This window comes from Microbacterium sp., from assembly GCF_047606685.1.
In the GTDB taxonomy this organism is placed as follows: domain Bacteria; phylum Actinomycetota; class Actinomycetes; order Actinomycetales; family Microbacteriaceae; genus Microbacterium.
In genome coordinates this window covers 1-16,248 of the sequence record NZ_JASGEC010000037.1, presented here as the reverse complement: position 1 = coordinate 16,248, position 16,248 = coordinate 1, and the positions used below count along the sequence as shown (strand labels likewise).

Here is a 16,248-nt window from a genome sequence, read left to right as displayed (position 1 = left end):
GTCGGCAGTGCCGCCCGCCGCCGCGCAACCGGCGCCCGCCGCCGCGCAGCCCGCGCACGCCCCGACGGGGGTCGACGACTTCTCGTACGACTCGTTCGACGCCGACTACTGGCTCGTGCGCGACCGGGGGCAGGCCAGCCAGCTGTATGTCACGGAGACGCTCGTGGCGCGCTTCCCCGACACCGACCAGAACAAGGGGATCGTGCGCTGGCTCCCGAAGGCGGACTCCGGCATCCCGCACGGCGTCACGGTGCGCAGCGTGCACGGCGTCGACGGCGCGGTCATCCCGTGGTGGACCGAGTCGGACGACGACGGGGTGTACATCCTCACCGGCGACGACTCGTACCTGCACGGCCGCCAGACGTACGTGATCTCCTACACGCTGTCAGGCGTCGTGCTGCGCTACGCCGACACCGACGCCGACGAGTTCTACTGGGACCTCGTCGGCCTCGACCACGCTCAGCCGTTCGGCGCGGCCACGGCGCGCGTTCACCTCGCCCCCGACGTCGCCGCGGGGCTGATGGATGGCAGGTCTCACTGCTACACCGGCAAAGCCGGGGCGACCGACCGCTGCACGGTCTCCGCTCCCGCGCCAGAGGCGGCGGCGTGGCCCGACGATGTCGTCGAGTGGGCAGCGAGCCACCAGGCCTCCCCGCCGGATGAGGCCGATCCCGGCGTCGTGCTGACGGTCGGCCACGGCGGGCTCGGGCCGAGCGAGGGCCTCACGGTCGCAATCGGCTTCACGCGGGGCACGTTCGCGGCGCCCACTCCGCCGTCGTACCCGTGGTGGCAGTGGATCCTCCCCATCCTCGGCATCCTGGCGACGCCGGTCGGCTTCCTGGTGCTCCTCGCGCTGCGCGCCGTGGCGCGGCGCAACCCCGATCGCTCACCCGTGGTGGTGCAGTACACACCGCCTCACGATGAGTCGCCGACCTTGTCCGCCGGCGTGCTCGGCGTGCCCGATCGCGCGTTCGCGGCGCATGTGATCGACCTGGCCGTGCGCGACGTCCTCGAGCTGCGCGCCCGTGGCGAGCGCAATCGCCCAGGCCACTTCTCCGTGGCGCTGCGCAGCGTCGACGGGATCGAGGATGACGACCGCCCCGTCATCGAGGCGCTGTACGGCCAGGACGCCGAGGTGGGTGATGTCGCGGAGCTCGGCGAGTTCGCGGCCAACCCGCCGGCGCGCGCCGTCACTTACGTGCGGCGCATCGACGAGCTCACGATCCAGCGCGGTTACCGCGCGAAGATTCCCGGGTGGATGCGCGGCGTGCAGCTGTTGCTGACCTTCGGCGGCATCGTCGTCGCGCTCGGCATCCTCTTCCAGCCGCACGCGAACGTGGACGTGCTGCGTCAGCTCGGCGGCATGGGAATCGCGTTCTACGTCGTCGCGCTCGCCGGCGGCTTCGGCTCGTTCGTGGTGCTGCGGCTGGTGAAGCTGCCGGCATCCGTCCTCACGCCCGCCGGCGGCCGGCACCTGACCTACATTCTCGGCATCCGCGAATACATCGCCCTCGCCGAGGAGGACCGGCTGCGCGCCGCGCAGTCGCCGCAGACCGCGGACCTTGTCTCGTCGGGGCGGCGGCCCTACGGGGCGGAGCCGAACGCCCCCGGAGCGTCGGTTGTCAACGTGTACGAGCGCCTGCTCCCGTATGCCGTGCTCCTCGGGGTGCAGCGCGAGTGGGTGCGCGTGCTGCGCGCGGGCGACGCGCCGCCCGACCGGCTCGTGCTGTTCGAGGCGGTCGCCTCCAACTCGCTGCTGAACACGTCGACCTCGATCGGCCTCCTCGCCGCGCCGCCGGTGTCGCGCGGTTCGCGCCGCTCGCGCGGATCGTCGTCCGGCTGGTCGTCGTTCGGCGGATCCAGCGGCGGTGGGTTCTCGGGTGGCGGCGGTGGCGGCGGAGGTTTCGGGGGCCGCTGAGCCGCGCCGTAGACTCGGCGGGTGGCCAAGCTCTACTTCCGCTACGGCGCGATGAACTCCGGCAAATCGACCGCGCTGCTGCAGGCCGCGTACAACTACGAGGAGCGCGGGCAGCACGTGCTGCTGGCCAAGCCGCGCATCGACACGAAGGGCGCCGACCGCATCTCCAGCCGGCTCGGCGTCGCCCGCAAGGTGGACTTCCTCGTCGAGCCCGACGACGACCTGCGGGCGCTGTTCGTCGCGCACCGCGCGCGGGTGCGGGCGGATGCGGCGGAAGCGCTCTTCCCCGACGCGCGGCCGGCGGATGTCGCATGCCTGCTCGTCGACGAGGCCCAGTTCCTCACGCGCGAGCAGGTCGACGACCTGCTGCGCGTGGTGACGCTGGATCGTATTCCCGTGTTGGCATACGGCATCCGCACCGATTTCCAAACGCAGGCGTTTCCCGGCTCGATGCGCCTCCTCGAGCTCGCGCACAGCCTCGAGGAGCTCAAGACCATCTGCCGGTGCGGCCGCAAAGCGCTGTTCAACGCCCGCTTGGTCGGCGGGCGTTTCGTGTTCGACGGCGACCAGGTCGCGATCGACGAGCTGTCGGCCGACCGGGTCACCTACGAGTCGATGTGCGCGGGCTGCTACTTGCGCGAGTCGGGTGGCCGACTCGGCTAATCTGACCACATGGTGCAGCGACAGCTTCCGAACCCGACCGAGCTTCTCGAGCTGATGAAGTTCAAAAAGCCCGAGCTCGACGGCCGGAAGCGCCGGCTCGACGCCGCCCTCACGATCCACGATCTGCGGCTGATCGCCAAACGGCGCACGCCGAAAGCGCCGTTCGACTACACCGACGGCGCGGCCGAGGGCGAGCTGTCGCTCGCCCGCGCCCGCCAGGCCTTCGAGGACGTGGAGTTCCACCCCGGCGTGCTGCGCCCCGCCGCCGAAGTCGACACGTCGTGCGAGATTCTCGGGGGCCCGAGCGCCCTGCCGTTCGGCATCGCGCCGACCGGGTTCACCCGCCTCATGCAGACCGAGGGCGAGTCCGCGGGCGCGGCGGCGGCGGGCGCCGCCGGCATCCCGTTCACCCTCTCCACCCTCGGCACGACGTCGATCGAGAACGTGCGGGCGGCCAACCCGCACGGGCGGCTGTGGTTCCAGCTCTACGTCATGCGCGACCGCGAGATCTCGTACGGGCTCGCCACCCGGGCGGCCGAGGCGGGCTTTGACACGCTCATGTTCACCGTCGACACCCCGATCTCCGGCGCGCGACTGCGCGACAAGCGCAACGGCTTCTCCATCCCGCCGCAGCTGACGCTGTCGACGATCATCGACGCGCTGCCGCGCCCGTGGTGGTGGTTCGACTTCCTCACCACTCCGAAGCTCGAGTTCGCCTCGCTGTCGTCGACCGGCGGCACGGTCGCAGAGATGCTGAACGCCGCGATGGACCCGACGATCTCGTACGACGACCTCGCGGTCATCCGCGAGTTGTGGCCGGGAAAGCTCGTCGTCAAGGGCGTGCAGACCGTCGACGACGCGAAGCGCCTCGTCGACAGCGGCGTCGACGGCATCGTGCTGTCCAACCACGGCGGCCGCCAGCTCGATCGCGCGCCGATCCCGTTCCACCTTCTGCCGAACGTGGTGCGCGAAGTGGGGTCGGATGCGACGGTGATGCTCGACACGGGCATCATGAACGGCGCCGACGTCGTGGCATCCGTCGCGCTCGGCGCGAAGTTCGCGCTCGTCGGCCGCGCCTACCTGTACGGGCTCATGGCGGGCGGGCGAGCGGGAGTGGATCGCGCGATCGCGATCCTGCGCAGCGAGATCGAGCGCACCATGACGCTGCTCGGGGTGTCGTCGCTCGCCGAGTTGGAGCCGGGGCATGTCACGCAGCTGCGTCGGCTCGTGCCGGTCGCCGCGGAGGCGGCCTCCGTGCGTTGAGCGCCTCAGCGGCGGGGGAGTGTCGGGATCAGCCCCTCGAGGAACGCCGCCGTGTCGTCCGGGCCCGTGACGGCGTGGCACGGCACGCCCAGGGCGAGCACCGGGTAGTCGTTTCCGTCGGGGTCGAGCCGGTCGCCGATGAACAGCATGTCCTCGAGGGGGATGCCGGTCTCCACGGCGAGCTGCCGCATCCCGTGCGCCTTGTCGATGCCGATGTGCGTGATGTCCACCGACGTCGACCCGCCGGAGCGCACCTCCAGGTCGGGCAGGCGCGCCGCAATCGCGGCGCGCAGCGTGTTCTTCTTCTCGCCGGTCGGGTCCCATGCCTGCTTGGCGTCCAGTGGCGCGGCTTGGCCGAGCGCCGAGAAGGTGATCTGCGAGCCGCGGTCTTCGAGGATGTCTCCCCACGTCTCGCTCTCCCACAGGCCGAGGCGGCGCGCCTGGTCCTCGGCGACCGCCATCGCGCGCGCTTTCTCGTCGGCGGTCAGCTCGTGCGCGTAGCGCGCGGCGAAGCCGTCGACCCCGAACCGGTAGTACTGCGTGCCGCACGTCGGCATGATGTGCACGCGGCCCAGGACAGCGGGGGATGCCGGGGGCAGCTGCGCGAGGACCTGAGTCTGGAACTGGCCGAACTGGGCGCCCGAGATGATCGCCACCTCGACCCGCTCGGCGAGAGCGATCAGCAGGTCGGCGGTGCGCGAGCTGAGCACCGCCTTCGACGGGGCGAGCGTGTCGTCGAGGTCGAAGGCGACCAGGCGTGGCGAGGCGGTCATGCGGCTCCTGGGCGGGCGGCGCGTGCGCGCGAGGCGGGCACGCGCGCGGTGGCGAGGGTGCACAGGACGGCGATGACGACGCCCGCCGACGACCCGATTGCCGCTGCCACGACGTCGGTGGGCGAGGACACGCGGCCGGGGAGGAGGAAACGCTGCGCGAGCTCGATCGCGGCGGCGATGACGGGGCCGAGCAGCAGCGCGATGAGCCATGCGCGCCGCGGGACGATGAGATAGGCGAGGATGCCGATCGGCACGAACACCGCGATGTTCGCGACGAAGTCCGCCCCGTCGATCGTGCCCCACCACGGTCCGAGGGTGGAGGCCGCCCACGCCAACGCGGCCTCGACGAGTTCGGGGTAGCGTTGCTCGACGCGCTGCGGCGCGAGCATCAGCCACGCCACGCCCGCGAGCATCGGCACAGCGATGACGGCCGCCGTGATCGTGGTCGCCCGGCGGCGCTTGGCCAGCGGCATCCGTCTTCCCCCCGATCGTCCGCGCGAATCTCGATTCTATCCGCGCGCGCGGTGTCGGCCCGAGCGGCGAGACCGAGCGCCGTGACCATCCTGTGGACAACTTCCGCAAGACTCGTTCGAATGTCTGATCCTTGGGGCATGATTAAAGGCATGAGCAACGCAGAGATGTTCACCGAGGCAGAGCTCTCCGTCCTCGGCAACCTCACCGTGGCGCTGGCGGAGGCCCGGCGGGGCATCGCGGCGTTGCAGGCTCTCGAGGCGAACATCATGAACGCGGCTCTCGCTCTCGCGCTCGAGCACACCGACCCGGTCCGCCCCGGGGCCGATCTCCCCGTTCGCGCCGTGGCCGCCGAACTCGGCGCCGCGGTGCGGGTGTCAGACCGCACGATCCAACGCCAGCTCTCTCAAGCGGCCGAGCTCACGGGGCGGTTCCCGGCGACGTTGGCGGCGCTCGCGGCCGGGCAGATCAGCCGGGCGCACGTCACCGTCATTGTCGATGCCGGTCACCGCATCGTCGACGACGAGGCTCGCGCGAGGTTCGAAGAGCAGGTTCTGCCCGTCGCCGAGCGCGAGTCGGCCACCCGCGTCCGCGGTTTCGCCCAGCGCATTGCCGAGCAGCTCATGGCAGAGCCGCTCGAGGAACGCCACGCGCGCGCGGCCGCCGACCGGAGGGTGGCGGTCACCGACGTGGAAGACGGGATGTCAGAGCTCTTCCTGTACGGCCCGTCCGGCCACGTGCACGCGGTGTTCGATCGCATGACCCAAATGGGCCGCGCCGTCCTCGACGTGCCCGCGGGCGCCGACAGCGCTGCCGACGCGGACGAGCGGACGCTGGATCAGCTGCGCGCCGATCTGTTGATCGACCTCGCGCTGTCGGGCGCCCCCACGGCGCACGGGCCGGTGGAGGCGCTGGGGCGCATTCGCGGCGAGGTGTGTGTCACGGTTCCGGTGCTCACCCTCGCCGGCGAGCCTGGCGACCCCGCCATGCTCGACGGCGTGCAACCCATCGACACCGCCACGGCGCTGCAACTCGTGGGGGCATCGCCGGGGTGGGACCGCGTGCTCACGCATCCGATCGCCGGGGCCGTGCTCGCCGTCGACCGCTATCGCTCGAGCGCAGGTCTGAAACGGTATCTGCGAGCCATCGACGGGCGGTGCCGGTTCCCGTGCTGCATGATGCCGGTGAGGCGATGCGACCTCGACCACGAGCGGGAACACGCCCTTGGCGGCGAGACCAGTGCCGACAATCTCACCGACAAGTGTCGAAGACACCACGTTCTCCGACATCACAGCCCGTGGCGATCACGCCGAGAACCAGATGGCGCCGTCGTGTGGACGAGCCCGGCCGGTGTCGAGTACATCGATCGGCCGCCGCCTCCGGTCACTTTCTTTCCCGACCCGCCCTTTTGAGCCCGGTGCGGCGGGGCGCGATCGGTTCAAGTGCGCCCGGCGAGACACCAACCTTGATCTGGCTGCCGCCATCGCGCACGCCGCGGGTCTTACCCTTGGTCGGCGCGCCCGAAGGCTTCCGCATCGGGCTCATCGTCCATGAAGATCTCGCCGGCTCCTGCCTCTTCGAGTTCTTCGATGACGCTGATCGTCTCATCCTGCGCGTCGATAACAATGTCTGTGCTGAATGCGGTCGCGGTCTCCTGCTGCGCGAGCTGCGGGTACTTCTCCAGTAGGAAGCGCCGACGGTAGGCCGCGTCTGCAGCGTCGACGATCGCCTCGAGTGTCGTCCAGTTGAAAGCGCCACCGAGCAGAATCCCGGCAGCGGGCACGACCTTGCTGAGGCCCTGTTTCGTGAGACGGAATCCGAAGCGCTTCGAGAACTCCCAGGCGACCTTCGAGACGATCGACTCGTTCAGCACCGCCCAGGTCTTCCCGCGGAAGAGCGCCTGCGTGAGCTTTGAGAGGTCAGCCATCGCTGCCGTCTTTGCGCTCGCCGACATCGCCGTGCCCGCATTCACCACGGCCATGATGAAGAGCTTCTCCGCTGCGTCCTCGGGATCGTATCCGTAGTACAGGGAGACGCGCCCGACCGCGCGCGATGAGATCCCCAACACCCACGCGATATCCACGGCGAACGCGCTCAAGACAACGCCCGCGGAAGGAGCAGCGGCGGCGCCGCCCGACGCCGTGATGGCCAGTGTGCCGCCTGTGGTCACGAGGCCGGCTCCTGCGCCGCTGAGAGCGGCGGCCACCGGGTAGTACCAGGTCAAGCCTCGCCCGCGCACTCGGTCCACCTGCTTCAGATCGAGGTGGCGTATGTGGTGGAGTTCTTCGACGTCGTGCCCGCGCTTCTGGTGTTGCTTGACCACGACGCTCTTCGTGAGGCCGATGCGCGAGGCGCGCGCGAGCAGCTTCCCGACAGCATCCGTGCCCTCACCCGCCCAGCTCGGCAGTGCCTCGGCGGCCTTCTTCGCGCCCGTGCCGATCGCCTGCCCGGTCCTGACGACTGCACCCTGCGTCGTCTTGACGGCGGCCTGTGCGCGTGGGTGCTTCTCAAGAGATTGCTCGACGCCTTGGCCGATCGCGGTCGCATGGTCTGCGACCCACTGACCGGCGTCGCGTGACCAGCGGCCCAGAGGGCGTCCCTTGAACTGCTGGACCGCGCGCCAGGCTTCGAGCTCATATTCGGATGGCTCGCTCACGTAGGGGGACATAGGCGGAGCCGGCCCTTCCCGGCGCTCGCTCGCACCGAATCTCTGCAGTGGTGGGGGAATCCTATAGCCCAGCAGGCCCCGCGCTCACGACTCCTGGCGCGGTCAGTCGACGCGACGGAAGGTGAAGTGCCCGGCGACGCCGCCGTGGTTGACAACACCCGATCCGGTCCCGAGCACGCGGATGGATGTCGTCGCCGACACGTTGACGAACGCGTAGCCCTTGTGCTCGAGCCGCCAGCCGAGCTTCTCGATCTCGCCGGTGAGCGGCCTGTCGGCCTCTTCCTGGTTCCAGGGCATCAGCGCCTCCTGTCCCACCGGGAGCTTATGCCGAGAGCCCGGTCGATGTGACCGGGCTCTCGGCGTTTGTCGGGGTGACAGGATTTGAACCTGCGGCCTCTTCGTCCCGAACGAAGCGCGCTACCAAGCTGCGCCACACCCCGTGGCAACCGCTCAAGTCTACCTGGTGCCGGAGGATGCTCCGAACGCGACCCGGCGCGCGGCGAGACGCGCTCAGCGGGGGACGAGCGTGATGAAGGATGCCTCGGGGCGGCACCCGAACCGCACGGGCGCATAGATCGAGTGCCCGAGGCCGGCGCTCACGTTGAGCGGCACGGTGCGGCCCGACCGCGTCCACGTGCTCATGCCGCGCGCCTGGTCGAGCGGGATGTCGCAGTTGGCGACCAGCGCGGACGGCGAGCCGGGGATGCGCACCTGCCCGCCGTGGGTGTGGCCGGCGAAGAGGATGTCCGCGCCCAGCGTCGTGAACGAGTCGAGCACGCGGCGGTACGGGGCGTGCGCGACCCCGATCGTGAGCGGCGCGGGGTCGGTGTCGTCGGTCGAGTCCGCCTCGCGCAGCTCGTCCACCAGCCCCGGCATGAGGTCCAGGCGGTCGAGCTCGCGATGCGCGTCGCCCACCCCGAAGGCGTCGACGCGGTGGCCGCGCACCCGCAGCACCGCTGACGCGTTGTCGACGCTGCGCCAGCCGAGGCCGTCCATGTACCGGTCGAGGGCGGCGGTGTCCACCGAGCCGACCTCGCGCAGTTCCCCGGACGGGCCGTTGAAGTAGGTGAAGGGGTTGCGCGGCGACGGCGCGACGAGGTCGTTCGACCCGTGCACGTAGAGCCCGGGCACCCCTCGGAATGGCTCGAACGCGGCGCGCACGCCGATCAGCCCCTGGACGTGGCCGAGGGTGTCGCCCGTGTTGACGACGAGATCGGGCTGCAGTTCGACGAGAGACGCGATCCACCGCTGACGTCGGTGCTGCCACGGCGCCATGTGCAGGTCGGAGAGATGCAGGATGCGAATCGGCTCGCTGCCCGGTTCGAGGATCGGCACGGTGTGCCGGCGCAGCGCGTAGAGGTGGCGTTCGATGCCGAAGCCCCACACCGCCGCGGCCGCGCCGACCGCCCCCACCGCTGTGAGGGCGGCGAGGGCGGATCGGCCAGACGAGCGACGCGTCACGGACAGCTGCGTGCCCGCACGTTGATCGAGATCGTGGTGTTGCGGTTGGCGGTCTTCCCGGCGGCGGGACTCGTCCCGGTCGCGAGCAGCTCTCCTGCCCTCACGCTGCGATCCTCGCGGCACGACCCGGACCGCACATTCCCGAAGCCCTCGCCGTGCAGCCGGGCGGTGGCTTGCTGGTAACTCAGGCCGCTCACGTCGGGAACGCTGACCCCCTGCCCGTTGCTCGGGTTGATCGTGACGGTCATGCCGCCCGCGACCTTGCCCGCGCTGGGCGTCTGCCTGGCCACCAAGCCCTTCGTCTCGGAGGAGTCCACGGATGGGCCGACGTTCACCTGGAATCCCGCGGACTGGAGGGTGCGTTTGGCCTGGTCCACCGACATGCCGACCACGTTCGGCAGATTGGTGTACACGACACGCGTCAGTTTCGAGTCGGGGGAGGGGAAGGACTTGCCGCCGTAGAGGTCGTTCGCCTTCCCTTGGATGGCTTTGTTCATGTAGAACGGCATGTTCTGGATCGCAATGCCCTTGTAGCCGTTGTAGGTGATGTCGCCCTCGCCGCGCTCGTTGCCGGCCCACACCGCGGTGGTGACCTTCGTGCTCGACTCGATGAGCCACTTCTGTGTCTTGTTGTGCGTGCCCGTCTTGCCGATCACCGGCACCGAGCCCCCGGGGTTTCCGGGCACGCCCGTGCCGCCGGTCATGACCGCGCGCAGCGCGTACGCGGCGGTCGCCGCCACACCCGGGTCGAGCACCTGCTTGCACTTGTGCTCCGGCATCGGCAGGTCATTGCCCTCGGAGTCGGTGACGCGATCGATCGCGCGCGGTGTGCACAGCACGCCCTTGTTCGCGACCGCGGAGTATGCGCCGGCCATCGCGATGGGCGACACGTTGTTGGTGCCGAGGATCGAGAACGGCCCGGTCATCGTGACTTCGCCCGAGCCGTCGGCCCGCTCGACCCCGAGCCGGGTCGCGACCTTCTTGATGTCGCACAGGTCGAGCCGCTCGGCCATCGCCACGTACCCGGAGTTCAGCGACCTCGACGTGAACACCAATGGAGTGCTCACCGCGCCGGCCGCGCCACCGGAGTTCGCCACGGGCTTGAAGTCCTCCGAGCTCGTGGGCACCCAGTCGCCATCGCACGAGTTCGTGAAGTGCGAGCGCAATCGCACAGTGCCGTTGAGCACTTCGTTGAGCGAATAGCCCTGCTCCAGCCAATCGATGAGGGTGAAGAGCTTGAACGTGGATCCCGACGGGAAGCCGTTGGATTGGCCGTACTCGGAGTCTCCCGCGTACACGAGCGACGAATATGCTCTGTTCTTCTTGGTCTCGCTCTTGTCCTCGCTGAACTTCGTGTTCTGGCCGATGGACAGGATGCGGCCGCTGTCTGCCTCGATGCTCACGGCGGCCGACCCGAACCATCCGGGCTTGGAGCCGGTGATCTTCTTCTTCGCCGGGGTGTACTTCTTCATGACCTTGGTGGTCTTCTCCTGCAGCCGCATGTCCAGCGACGTGTACACCTTGAGGCCGCCCTGCTTCAGGGCCTTCTGCCGGTCTTCGGCGGTGGCCCCGAACGTGGTGTCGTTCGCAATGATCGAGCGCACATACTGGCAGAAGTATGGCGCGGCGCTCTTGGCGCAGCCTGTCTTGGGCTCCGTGATGTTCGGCTTGATCGGCTCGGCTTTGGCCTCGTCGTGCTGCTCCTTGGTGATCTTGCCCTCTTCGAGCATGCGATCGAGCACGTAGTTGCGCCGCACCTTCGCATCGGCGTAGCCGTCTTCCTTGCTGTTGGTGACCGTGTCGGTCGTGGCGTGGTAGAACGAGCCTTTCGGCCGGTCGATGCGGTAGTTGTTCGGGTTCTGCACCATGCCGGCGAGGGTGGCCGCCTGCGCCAGACTGAGCTTGCCGGCCGAGACGCCGAAGTAGTACTTGGCGGCCGCGTCGATGCCGTAGTTCGTGCCGCCGAAGTTCGCGATGTTCAAGTAGCCGAGCAGGATCTCGTTCTTCGAGTAGCGCTGCTCCAGCGAGATGGCGTACCGCATCTCCTGCAGCTTGCGCTCGTAGCCCTCGCTGCCGCTGGCCGTGGTGGCCTTCAGCCAGCACTCCTCGCCCTCTTCCTCCGTCTTCGCGTTCCACTCGCACTTCTGCACGAGCACGTTCTTGACGTACTGCTGGCTGATGGACGAGCCGCCCTGGGTCTCGCCGTTGCCTCGCAGGTTCTGCATCAACGCGCGGGCGGTGCCGATCATGTCGATGCCGCCGTGCTCGTAGAACCGCGGGTCTTCCGACGAGAGGATCGCGTCGAACATCACCGGGGCGATCTCGTCGAACTTCACCGGCGACCGGTTCTGGTCGTAGAACTGCGTGAGCACGACCGGTTTCTTCGTTTTCGAGTTCGTGTAGTACAGCGTCGTCGGCAGCATGAGCTCGTCGATGTCGAGGTAGCTGGGCAGCTTCTCGAAGAGGTTGATCGCGCTGGTTGCCGCGTTGCTGGTGAGGGCGATCGCGGGGGTGACCGTCGCGGTCACGAGAAGGCCGGCGACGGCGCTCAGGCCGACGAGGCCGGCAAAGCCACCGAGCACGCCAGTGGCCGTCCGTTTCGATTCGGGCATAGGCTGATGGTAGGCGAGTTAGCTGAGGGAAGCCTTGACAGACCCGCCATCCACCAGCTTGTTTCCTCGGGAGTGCGATGACCGCCTGGGAATACCTCACCACGCCGTTGATGGTCCACAACACGGCGGCGATACTGAACAACTGGGGAAAGCAGGGCTGGGAGCTCGTGCAGGTCGTGCCGGGGCCGGAGGGCGGACTGGTCGCCTACTTGAAGCGGCCGGTGGCGGATGCCGCGGGCTCGGCGAACACCGGGCTCGGTGCGGCGGCGGAGGCCGCGCGCCGATTCGAGGGAGAGTGACATGACCGTTTCCGAGCGCCTCGCCGAACTCGGCATCGACGTGCCGGAGGTCGTGCCGCCGGTGGCCGCCTACGTGCCTGCCAAAGTGCACGGCGACCTCGTCTACACGGCCGGCCAGTTGCCGATGGTCTCCGGCGCGCTGCCGGCTGCCGGCAAAGTGGGCGACGGCGACGGCCTCGTGCCCGCCTCCGAGGCGAAAGGCTACGCGCGCCAGTGCGCGCTCAACGCGATCGCGGCGGCCGCGGCCGCGGTCGGCGGCGTCGACCGCATCACGGGCGTGTTGAAGGTCACCGGCTTCGTGGCATCCGTCCCGGAGTTCTCCGGCCAGCCGGGCGTCGTCAACGGCGCGAGCGAGCTGCTCGGCGAGGTCTTCGGCGACGCCGGCCGGCACGCCCGCTCGGCGGTGGGGGTGCCCGTGCTGCCGCTGGACTCGCCCGTCGAGGTCGAGGTCGTCTTCACCTACGCGTAGCCCGGCTACCGCACCTGCGCCGAGATCACGCTCATGACGGCGTCGTCGGCGAGCGTCGTCGTGTCTCCGATGTCACGGCCCTCCGCGACATCCCGCAGCAGGCGCCGCATGATCTTGCCGGAGCGGGTCTTGGGCAGCTCGCCGACGATGTAGACGTCGCGGGGGCGTGCGATCGGCCCGATCTGCTGGCCGACCCACAGCCGCAGCTGCGCCGCGAGCCCCTCGGGCGAGTGCTCGGCGAGGTACGACTCCTTGATGATGACGAACGACACCACCGCCTGCCCGGTCGTCTCGTCCGACGCGCCGACCACCGCCGCCTCGGCGACGGCCTCGTTGGCCACCAGCGCCGACTCGATCTCGGTCGTCGACAGGCGGTGCCCCGACACGTTCATGACGTCGTCGACGCGGCCCATGAGCCAGATGTCGCCGTCCTCGTCCAGGCGCGCGCCGTCGCCGGCGAAGTAGTAGCCCAGGTCCGCGAACTTCTCCCAGTAGGTCTCCGTGAAGCGCTCCGGGTCGCCCCAGATGCCGCGCAGCATCGACGGCCACGGCTGCGTGATGACCAGCAGGCCGCCGTTGCCGTTGCCGACGTGCTCGCCCGACTCGTCGACCACGTCGACCGAGATGCCCGGCAGCGGCACTTGCGCCGAGCCGGGCTTGGTCTCGGTGATGCCGGGCAGCGCCGACACCATGATCGCGCCGGTCTCGGTCTGCCACCACGTGTCGACGATCGGCGCCGTCTTGCCGCCGATCACCTTGCGGTACCACATCCACGCCTCGGGGTTGATGGGCTCTCCCACCGAGCCGAGCAGGCGCAGCGACGACAGGTCGAACTTCCTCGGCACCTTGCGGCCGATTTTCATGAAGGAGCGGATGGCGGTGGGCGCCGTGTAGAAGATGGTCACGCCGTGCTTCTGGATGACCTCCCACCAGCGGCCGGGATGCGGCGAGTCCGGCGTGCCCTCGTACAGCACTTGTGTCGCGCCGTTGGCGAGCGGGCCGTACACGACGTACGAGTGCCCGGTGACCCAGCCGATGTCGGCGGTGCACCAGAACACATCGGTCTCCGGGTGCAGGTCGAACACGTGCTTGTGCGTGAACGCGCACTGCGTGAGGTAGCCCGCCGACGTGTGCAGAATGCCTTTCGGCTTGCCGGTGGTGCCCGACGTGTACAGGATGTACAGCGGGTTCTCGGCGGGGAACGGCTGCGCCTCGTGCGCGCGGGAGGCCTGCGGCACGACGTCGTGGTACCAGATGTCCCGCCCCTGCACCCAGTCGACGTCGTTGCCGCCCCGGCGCACGACCAGCACGTGCTCGACGGTCCGCTGCGGGCCAGAGCCGTTGCGGTCTGCCAGCGCCTGGTCGACCGCAGGCTTGAGTGAGGAGACCTTGCCCTTGCGGTAACCGCCGTCGGCGGTGATGACGACCTTCGCGCCGGCGTCGTCGATGCGGGTGCGCAGGCTGTCGGCCGAGAACCCGCCGAACACGACGGAGTGGATCGCCCCCAGGCGTGCGCAGGCCAGCATGGACGCCACGGCCTCGGGGATCATCGGCAGGTAGATCGCGACGCGGTCGCCGTGCGTGACGCCGAGTCCTTCGAGCACGTTGGCAAGACGCGCCACCTCGTCGGTCAGCTCGGCGTACGTGACGCGGCGCTCGTCGCCGTTCTCGCCCTCCCACAACAGGGCCACGCGGTCGCCGATGCCCGCTGCGACGTGCCGGTCGAGGCAGTTGTAGGCGACGTTGAGCTCGCCGTCGCCGAACCAGCGCGCGAACGGCGGGTTCGACCAGTCCAGCACCTCGGTGAACGGCGTGTGCCAGTGCAGCAGCTCGCGGGCCTGCTCGGCCCAGAACCCCTCGCGGTCGGCCGATGCTCTGTCGTACAGCTCTTCGGTGGCGATGGCCTGCGCGGCGAACTCCGCCGGTGGCGCGAACCGCCGCGTCTCATCGAGCAGGTGGTCGATCTGGCTGCTTGCGGGGTTGCTCATTGCGTGTGCGCTCCTTTGCGGGGTGGTCCCACACCGCAACCGACATTACTCCCGCACGCTCGGCCCCGTGATCGTTTTGACCCCCGCCGCAGAGTGCGTAAGCTTTTGTCCAGCCCGAACATTCGCTTCAGGCATCGCGGCGACCCGACGCCCCCCGAGAGGGATGCCGCGCGGCGGCATCCAAATACCCCCCTGTTGGATGCCGCCCTTCTCTTCCTGCACAGGCTTCGTGTGGCGCGAGTCATCCACGGATCCGCGGATTTCGGCCCCGGGCGTCGTTCGCGGCTCGTACCGTCGTTCGCATGTCAGAGCCGTTCGTGGCCCGCCAGGCGGGCGAGGCGGATGCCGCGGGGCCGCCGTCCGCCGCACGCCGCGCTCCGGTGCTGCCCGCGCATCCGCTGCTCGACCCGCTCGCTTCGCACCTCGGCGACGCGCGCATCACCGACGCGTTCCTCAACGGCCCCGACCGGCTCTACATCGACCGCGGAGAGGGCGCGGTGCGGGTGAAGCAGTGGCGCGCGACCGAGGCCGAGGTGCGCGAGCTCGCCGTCGCCTTGGTGTCGCTCGGCGGCCGCCACGTCGACGACGGGGCGCCGTGCGTCGACGTGCGGCTGGAGTCCGGCGCGCGCGTGCACGCCGTGCTCCCGCCGGTGTCGACGGCAGGGACCCTCGTGTCCATCCGGATTCCCCGTCTGGTCGCCCCGACCCTCGCCGACCTGGAGCGGGGCGGCACGATGCCGGCGGCGGCGAGAGCGTGGATCGAGGGGCTCGTGGCCCGGCGCGAGAACGTGCTGATCACCGGGGCCGCGGGCTCGGGCAAGACCACGCTGCTGTCAGCGATGCTCGCCGTCGCGCCCGAGCGCGACCGCATCGTCACGATCGAGGATGTCGCGGAGCTGCGCGTCACGCACCCCCACCACGTCGCGCTGGAGGCTCGGCAGCCGAATCTCGAGGGTGCCGGCGGCATCGGCCTTGCCCGCCTCGTGCGCGAGGCGCTGCGCATGCGCCCCGACCGGCTCGTGGTGGGCGAGTGCCGCGGCGACGAAGTGCGCGAGCTGCTGTCGGCGCTCAACACCGGTCACGACGGCGGCGCGGGCACGCTGCACGCCAACGGGCTCGACGACGTGCCCGCCCGCCTCGAGGCGCTCGGCGCCCTCGCCGGCCTCGCCGACCACGCGCTGGCCCGGCAGGCGGTGAGCGCGATCGGATGGGTGCTGCACGTGGAGCGCGACGCCGCGGGCCAGCGGCGGCTCGCCGGCGCCGGGCGGTTGAGGATTGCCGGCGAGCGCCTCGCGATAGAGCGGAGCGTGCCATGGGAGTGATCTCGCGGAGCAAGGCCGACTCGGCGCCGAACGCGGCGTCCACCGTGTTGCGACTGGCGGTGCTGCTGCAGGCCGGAGTCGCTCCCCTCGCGGCGTGGCGGCATCTGGCCGCCGTGGACCCGATCGCGGCCGCCGTGAAAGACGACGTGGATGCCGGCCGGCCCCTGCCCGAGGCGCTGCGCGCCCGTGACGGGGCGTGGCCCGACATCGCCGCCGCGTGGGAGGTCGCCACCACGGTGGGCGCGCCCCTTGCCGACAGCCTGCGCTCGGTCGCCGAGGCGCTGCGCGACGCGCGCGACGCCGCCGACGCCGCCCGCGTCGCGCTCGCCGAGCCGGCGGGG

Annotated in this window: 15 protein-coding genes and 1 tRNA gene; 8 read left to right on the top strand and 8 right to left on the bottom strand. The window is 70.0% G+C overall.

Features of this window, described 5'->3' with window-relative positions; translation table 11 throughout:
* The 3 genes from QM611_RS03900 to QM611_RS03890 all read left to right on the top strand — a co-directional run.
* A partial coding sequence (locus QM611_RS03900) for a DUF2207 domain-containing protein (protein ID WP_415078591.1) occupies positions 1 to 1,918 on the top strand: 1,918 nt, incomplete at its 5' end.
* Between the two features lie 21 nt (positions 1,919 to 1,939).
* On the top strand, positions 1,940 to 2,581 hold the full coding sequence (locus QM611_RS03895; RefSeq protein ID WP_415078590.1) for a thymidine kinase: 642 nt from the start codon (positions 1,940 to 1,942) through the stop codon (positions 2,579 to 2,581).
* A 9-nt stretch (positions 2,582 to 2,590) separates the two neighbouring features.
* Entirely contained in the window at positions 2,591 to 3,844 is a 1,254-nt protein-coding gene (locus QM611_RS03890; RefSeq protein WP_415078589.1) for an alpha-hydroxy-acid oxidizing protein, read from the top strand.
* A 5-nt stretch (positions 3,845 to 3,849) separates the two neighbouring features.
* On the opposite strand, the gene QM611_RS03885 is transcribed toward QM611_RS03890, so the two are convergent.
* Positions 3,850 to 4,617, bottom strand: a complete 768-nt coding sequence (locus QM611_RS03885; RefSeq protein WP_415078588.1) for an HAD-IIB family hydrolase — start codon at positions 4,615 to 4,617, stop codon at positions 3,850 to 3,852.
* On the bottom strand, positions 4,614 to 5,090 hold the full coding sequence (locus QM611_RS03880) for a VanZ family protein (protein ID WP_415078587.1): 477 nt from the start codon (positions 5,088 to 5,090) through the stop codon (positions 4,614 to 4,616). The genes QM611_RS03885 and QM611_RS03880 overlap by 4 nt, the downstream gene beginning before the upstream one ends.
* 150 nt (positions 5,091 to 5,240) lie before the next feature.
* On the opposite strand from QM611_RS03880, the gene QM611_RS03875 reads away from it, so the two are divergent.
* Positions 5,241 to 6,500, top strand: coding sequence for a DUF222 domain-containing protein (locus QM611_RS03875; RefSeq protein WP_415078586.1), 1,260 nt, complete (start codon positions 5,241 to 5,243; stop codon positions 6,498 to 6,500).
* A gap of 89 nt (positions 6,501 to 6,589) precedes the next feature.
* Here the strand turns inward: QM611_RS03875 and QM611_RS03870 are convergent, their stop codons facing one another.
* The 5 genes from QM611_RS03870 to QM611_RS03850 all read right to left on the bottom strand — a co-directional run bounded on the left by QM611_RS03870 (position 6,590) and on the right by QM611_RS03850 (position 11,829).
* Positions 6,590 to 7,744, bottom strand: coding sequence for an EcsC family protein (locus QM611_RS03870; protein WP_415078585.1), 1,155 nt, complete (start codon positions 7,742 to 7,744; stop codon positions 6,590 to 6,592).
* Positions 7,745 to 7,858: 114 nt separating this feature from the next.
* On the bottom strand, positions 7,859 to 8,053 hold the full coding sequence (locus QM611_RS03865) for a hypothetical protein (protein ID WP_415078584.1): 195 nt from the start codon (positions 8,051 to 8,053) through the stop codon (positions 7,859 to 7,861).
* Between the two features lie 69 nt (positions 8,054 to 8,122).
* A tRNA-Pro gene (locus QM611_RS03860) sits at positions 8,123 to 8,196 on the bottom strand.
* A 70-nt stretch (positions 8,197 to 8,266) separates the two neighbouring features.
* Positions 8,267 to 9,217 carry a metallophosphoesterase gene (locus QM611_RS03855; RefSeq protein ID WP_415078583.1) on the bottom strand — a complete coding sequence of 317 codons (951 nt, stop codon included), beginning with the start codon at positions 9,215 to 9,217 and terminating at the stop codon, positions 8,267 to 8,269.
* Positions 9,214 to 11,829, bottom strand: a complete 2,616-nt coding sequence (locus tag QM611_RS03850; RefSeq protein ID WP_415078582.1) for a transglycosylase domain-containing protein — start codon at positions 11,827 to 11,829, stop codon at positions 9,214 to 9,216. Before QM611_RS03850 ends, QM611_RS03855 begins: the two co-directional genes overlap by 4 nt.
* Positions 11,830 to 11,906: 77 nt before the next feature.
* On the opposite strand from QM611_RS03850, the gene QM611_RS03845 reads away from it, so the two are divergent.
* Positions 11,907 to 12,128 carry a hypothetical protein gene (locus QM611_RS03845; RefSeq protein WP_415078581.1) on the top strand — a complete coding sequence of 74 codons (222 nt, stop codon included), beginning with the start codon at positions 11,907 to 11,909 and terminating at the stop codon, positions 12,126 to 12,128.
* Between the two features lies 1 nt (position 12,129).
* Complete coding sequence (locus tag QM611_RS03840) at positions 12,130 to 12,597, top strand: RidA family protein (RefSeq protein WP_415078580.1); 468 nt, start codon at positions 12,130 to 12,132, stop codon at positions 12,595 to 12,597.
* Positions 12,598 to 12,602: 5 nt separating this feature from the next.
* On the opposite strand, the gene acs is transcribed toward QM611_RS03840, so the two are convergent.
* Entirely contained in the window at positions 12,603 to 14,585 is a 1,983-nt protein-coding gene (gene acs, locus QM611_RS03835; protein ID WP_415078579.1) for an acetate--CoA ligase, read from the bottom strand.
* Positions 14,586 to 14,887: 302 nt separating this feature from the next.
* Here acs and QM611_RS03830 point away from each other — a divergent pair, with 302 nt between their 5' ends.
* Positions 14,888 to 15,907, top strand: coding sequence for a TadA family conjugal transfer-associated ATPase (locus QM611_RS03830; protein WP_415078578.1), 1,020 nt, complete (start codon positions 14,888 to 14,890; stop codon positions 15,905 to 15,907).
* Positions 15,898 to 16,248 (top strand): type II secretion system F family protein (locus tag QM611_RS03825; protein WP_415078577.1); only part of this gene is annotated, 351 nt, incomplete at its 3' end. The genes QM611_RS03830 and QM611_RS03825, both read left to right, overlap by 10 nt.

Coding starts and splice junctions, on each gene's coding strand:
- acs (WP_415078579.1), bottom strand. CDS start 14,585: ATGAGCAACCCCGCAAGCAGCCAGATCGACCACCTGCTCGATGAGACG.
- QM611_RS03845 (WP_415078581.1), top strand. CDS start 11,907: ATGACCGCCTGGGAATACCTCACCACGCCGTTGATGGTCCACAACACG.
- QM611_RS03875 (WP_415078586.1), top strand. CDS start 5,241: ATGAGCAACGCAGAGATGTTCACCGAGGCAGAGCTCTCCGTCCTCGGC.
- QM611_RS03885 (WP_415078588.1), bottom strand. CDS start 4,617: ATGACCGCCTCGCCACGCCTGGTCGCCTTCGACCTCGACGACACGCTC.
- QM611_RS03880 (WP_415078587.1), bottom strand. CDS start 5,090: ATGCCGCTGGCCAAGCGCCGCCGGGCGACCACGATCACGGCGGCCGTC.
- QM611_RS03865 (WP_415078584.1), bottom strand. CDS start 8,053: ATGCCCTGGAACCAGGAAGAGGCCGACAGGCCGCTCACCGGCGAGATC.
- QM611_RS03830 (WP_415078578.1), top strand. CDS start 14,888: ATGTCAGAGCCGTTCGTGGCCCGCCAGGCGGGCGAGGCGGATGCCGCG.
- QM611_RS03840 (WP_415078580.1), top strand. CDS start 12,130: ATGACCGTTTCCGAGCGCCTCGCCGAACTCGGCATCGACGTGCCGGAG.
- QM611_RS03890 (WP_415078589.1), top strand. CDS start 2,591: ATGGTGCAGCGACAGCTTCCGAACCCGACCGAGCTTCTCGAGCTGATG.
- QM611_RS03850 (WP_415078582.1), bottom strand. CDS start 11,829: ATGCCCGAATCGAAACGGACGGCCACTGGCGTGCTCGGTGGCTTTGCC.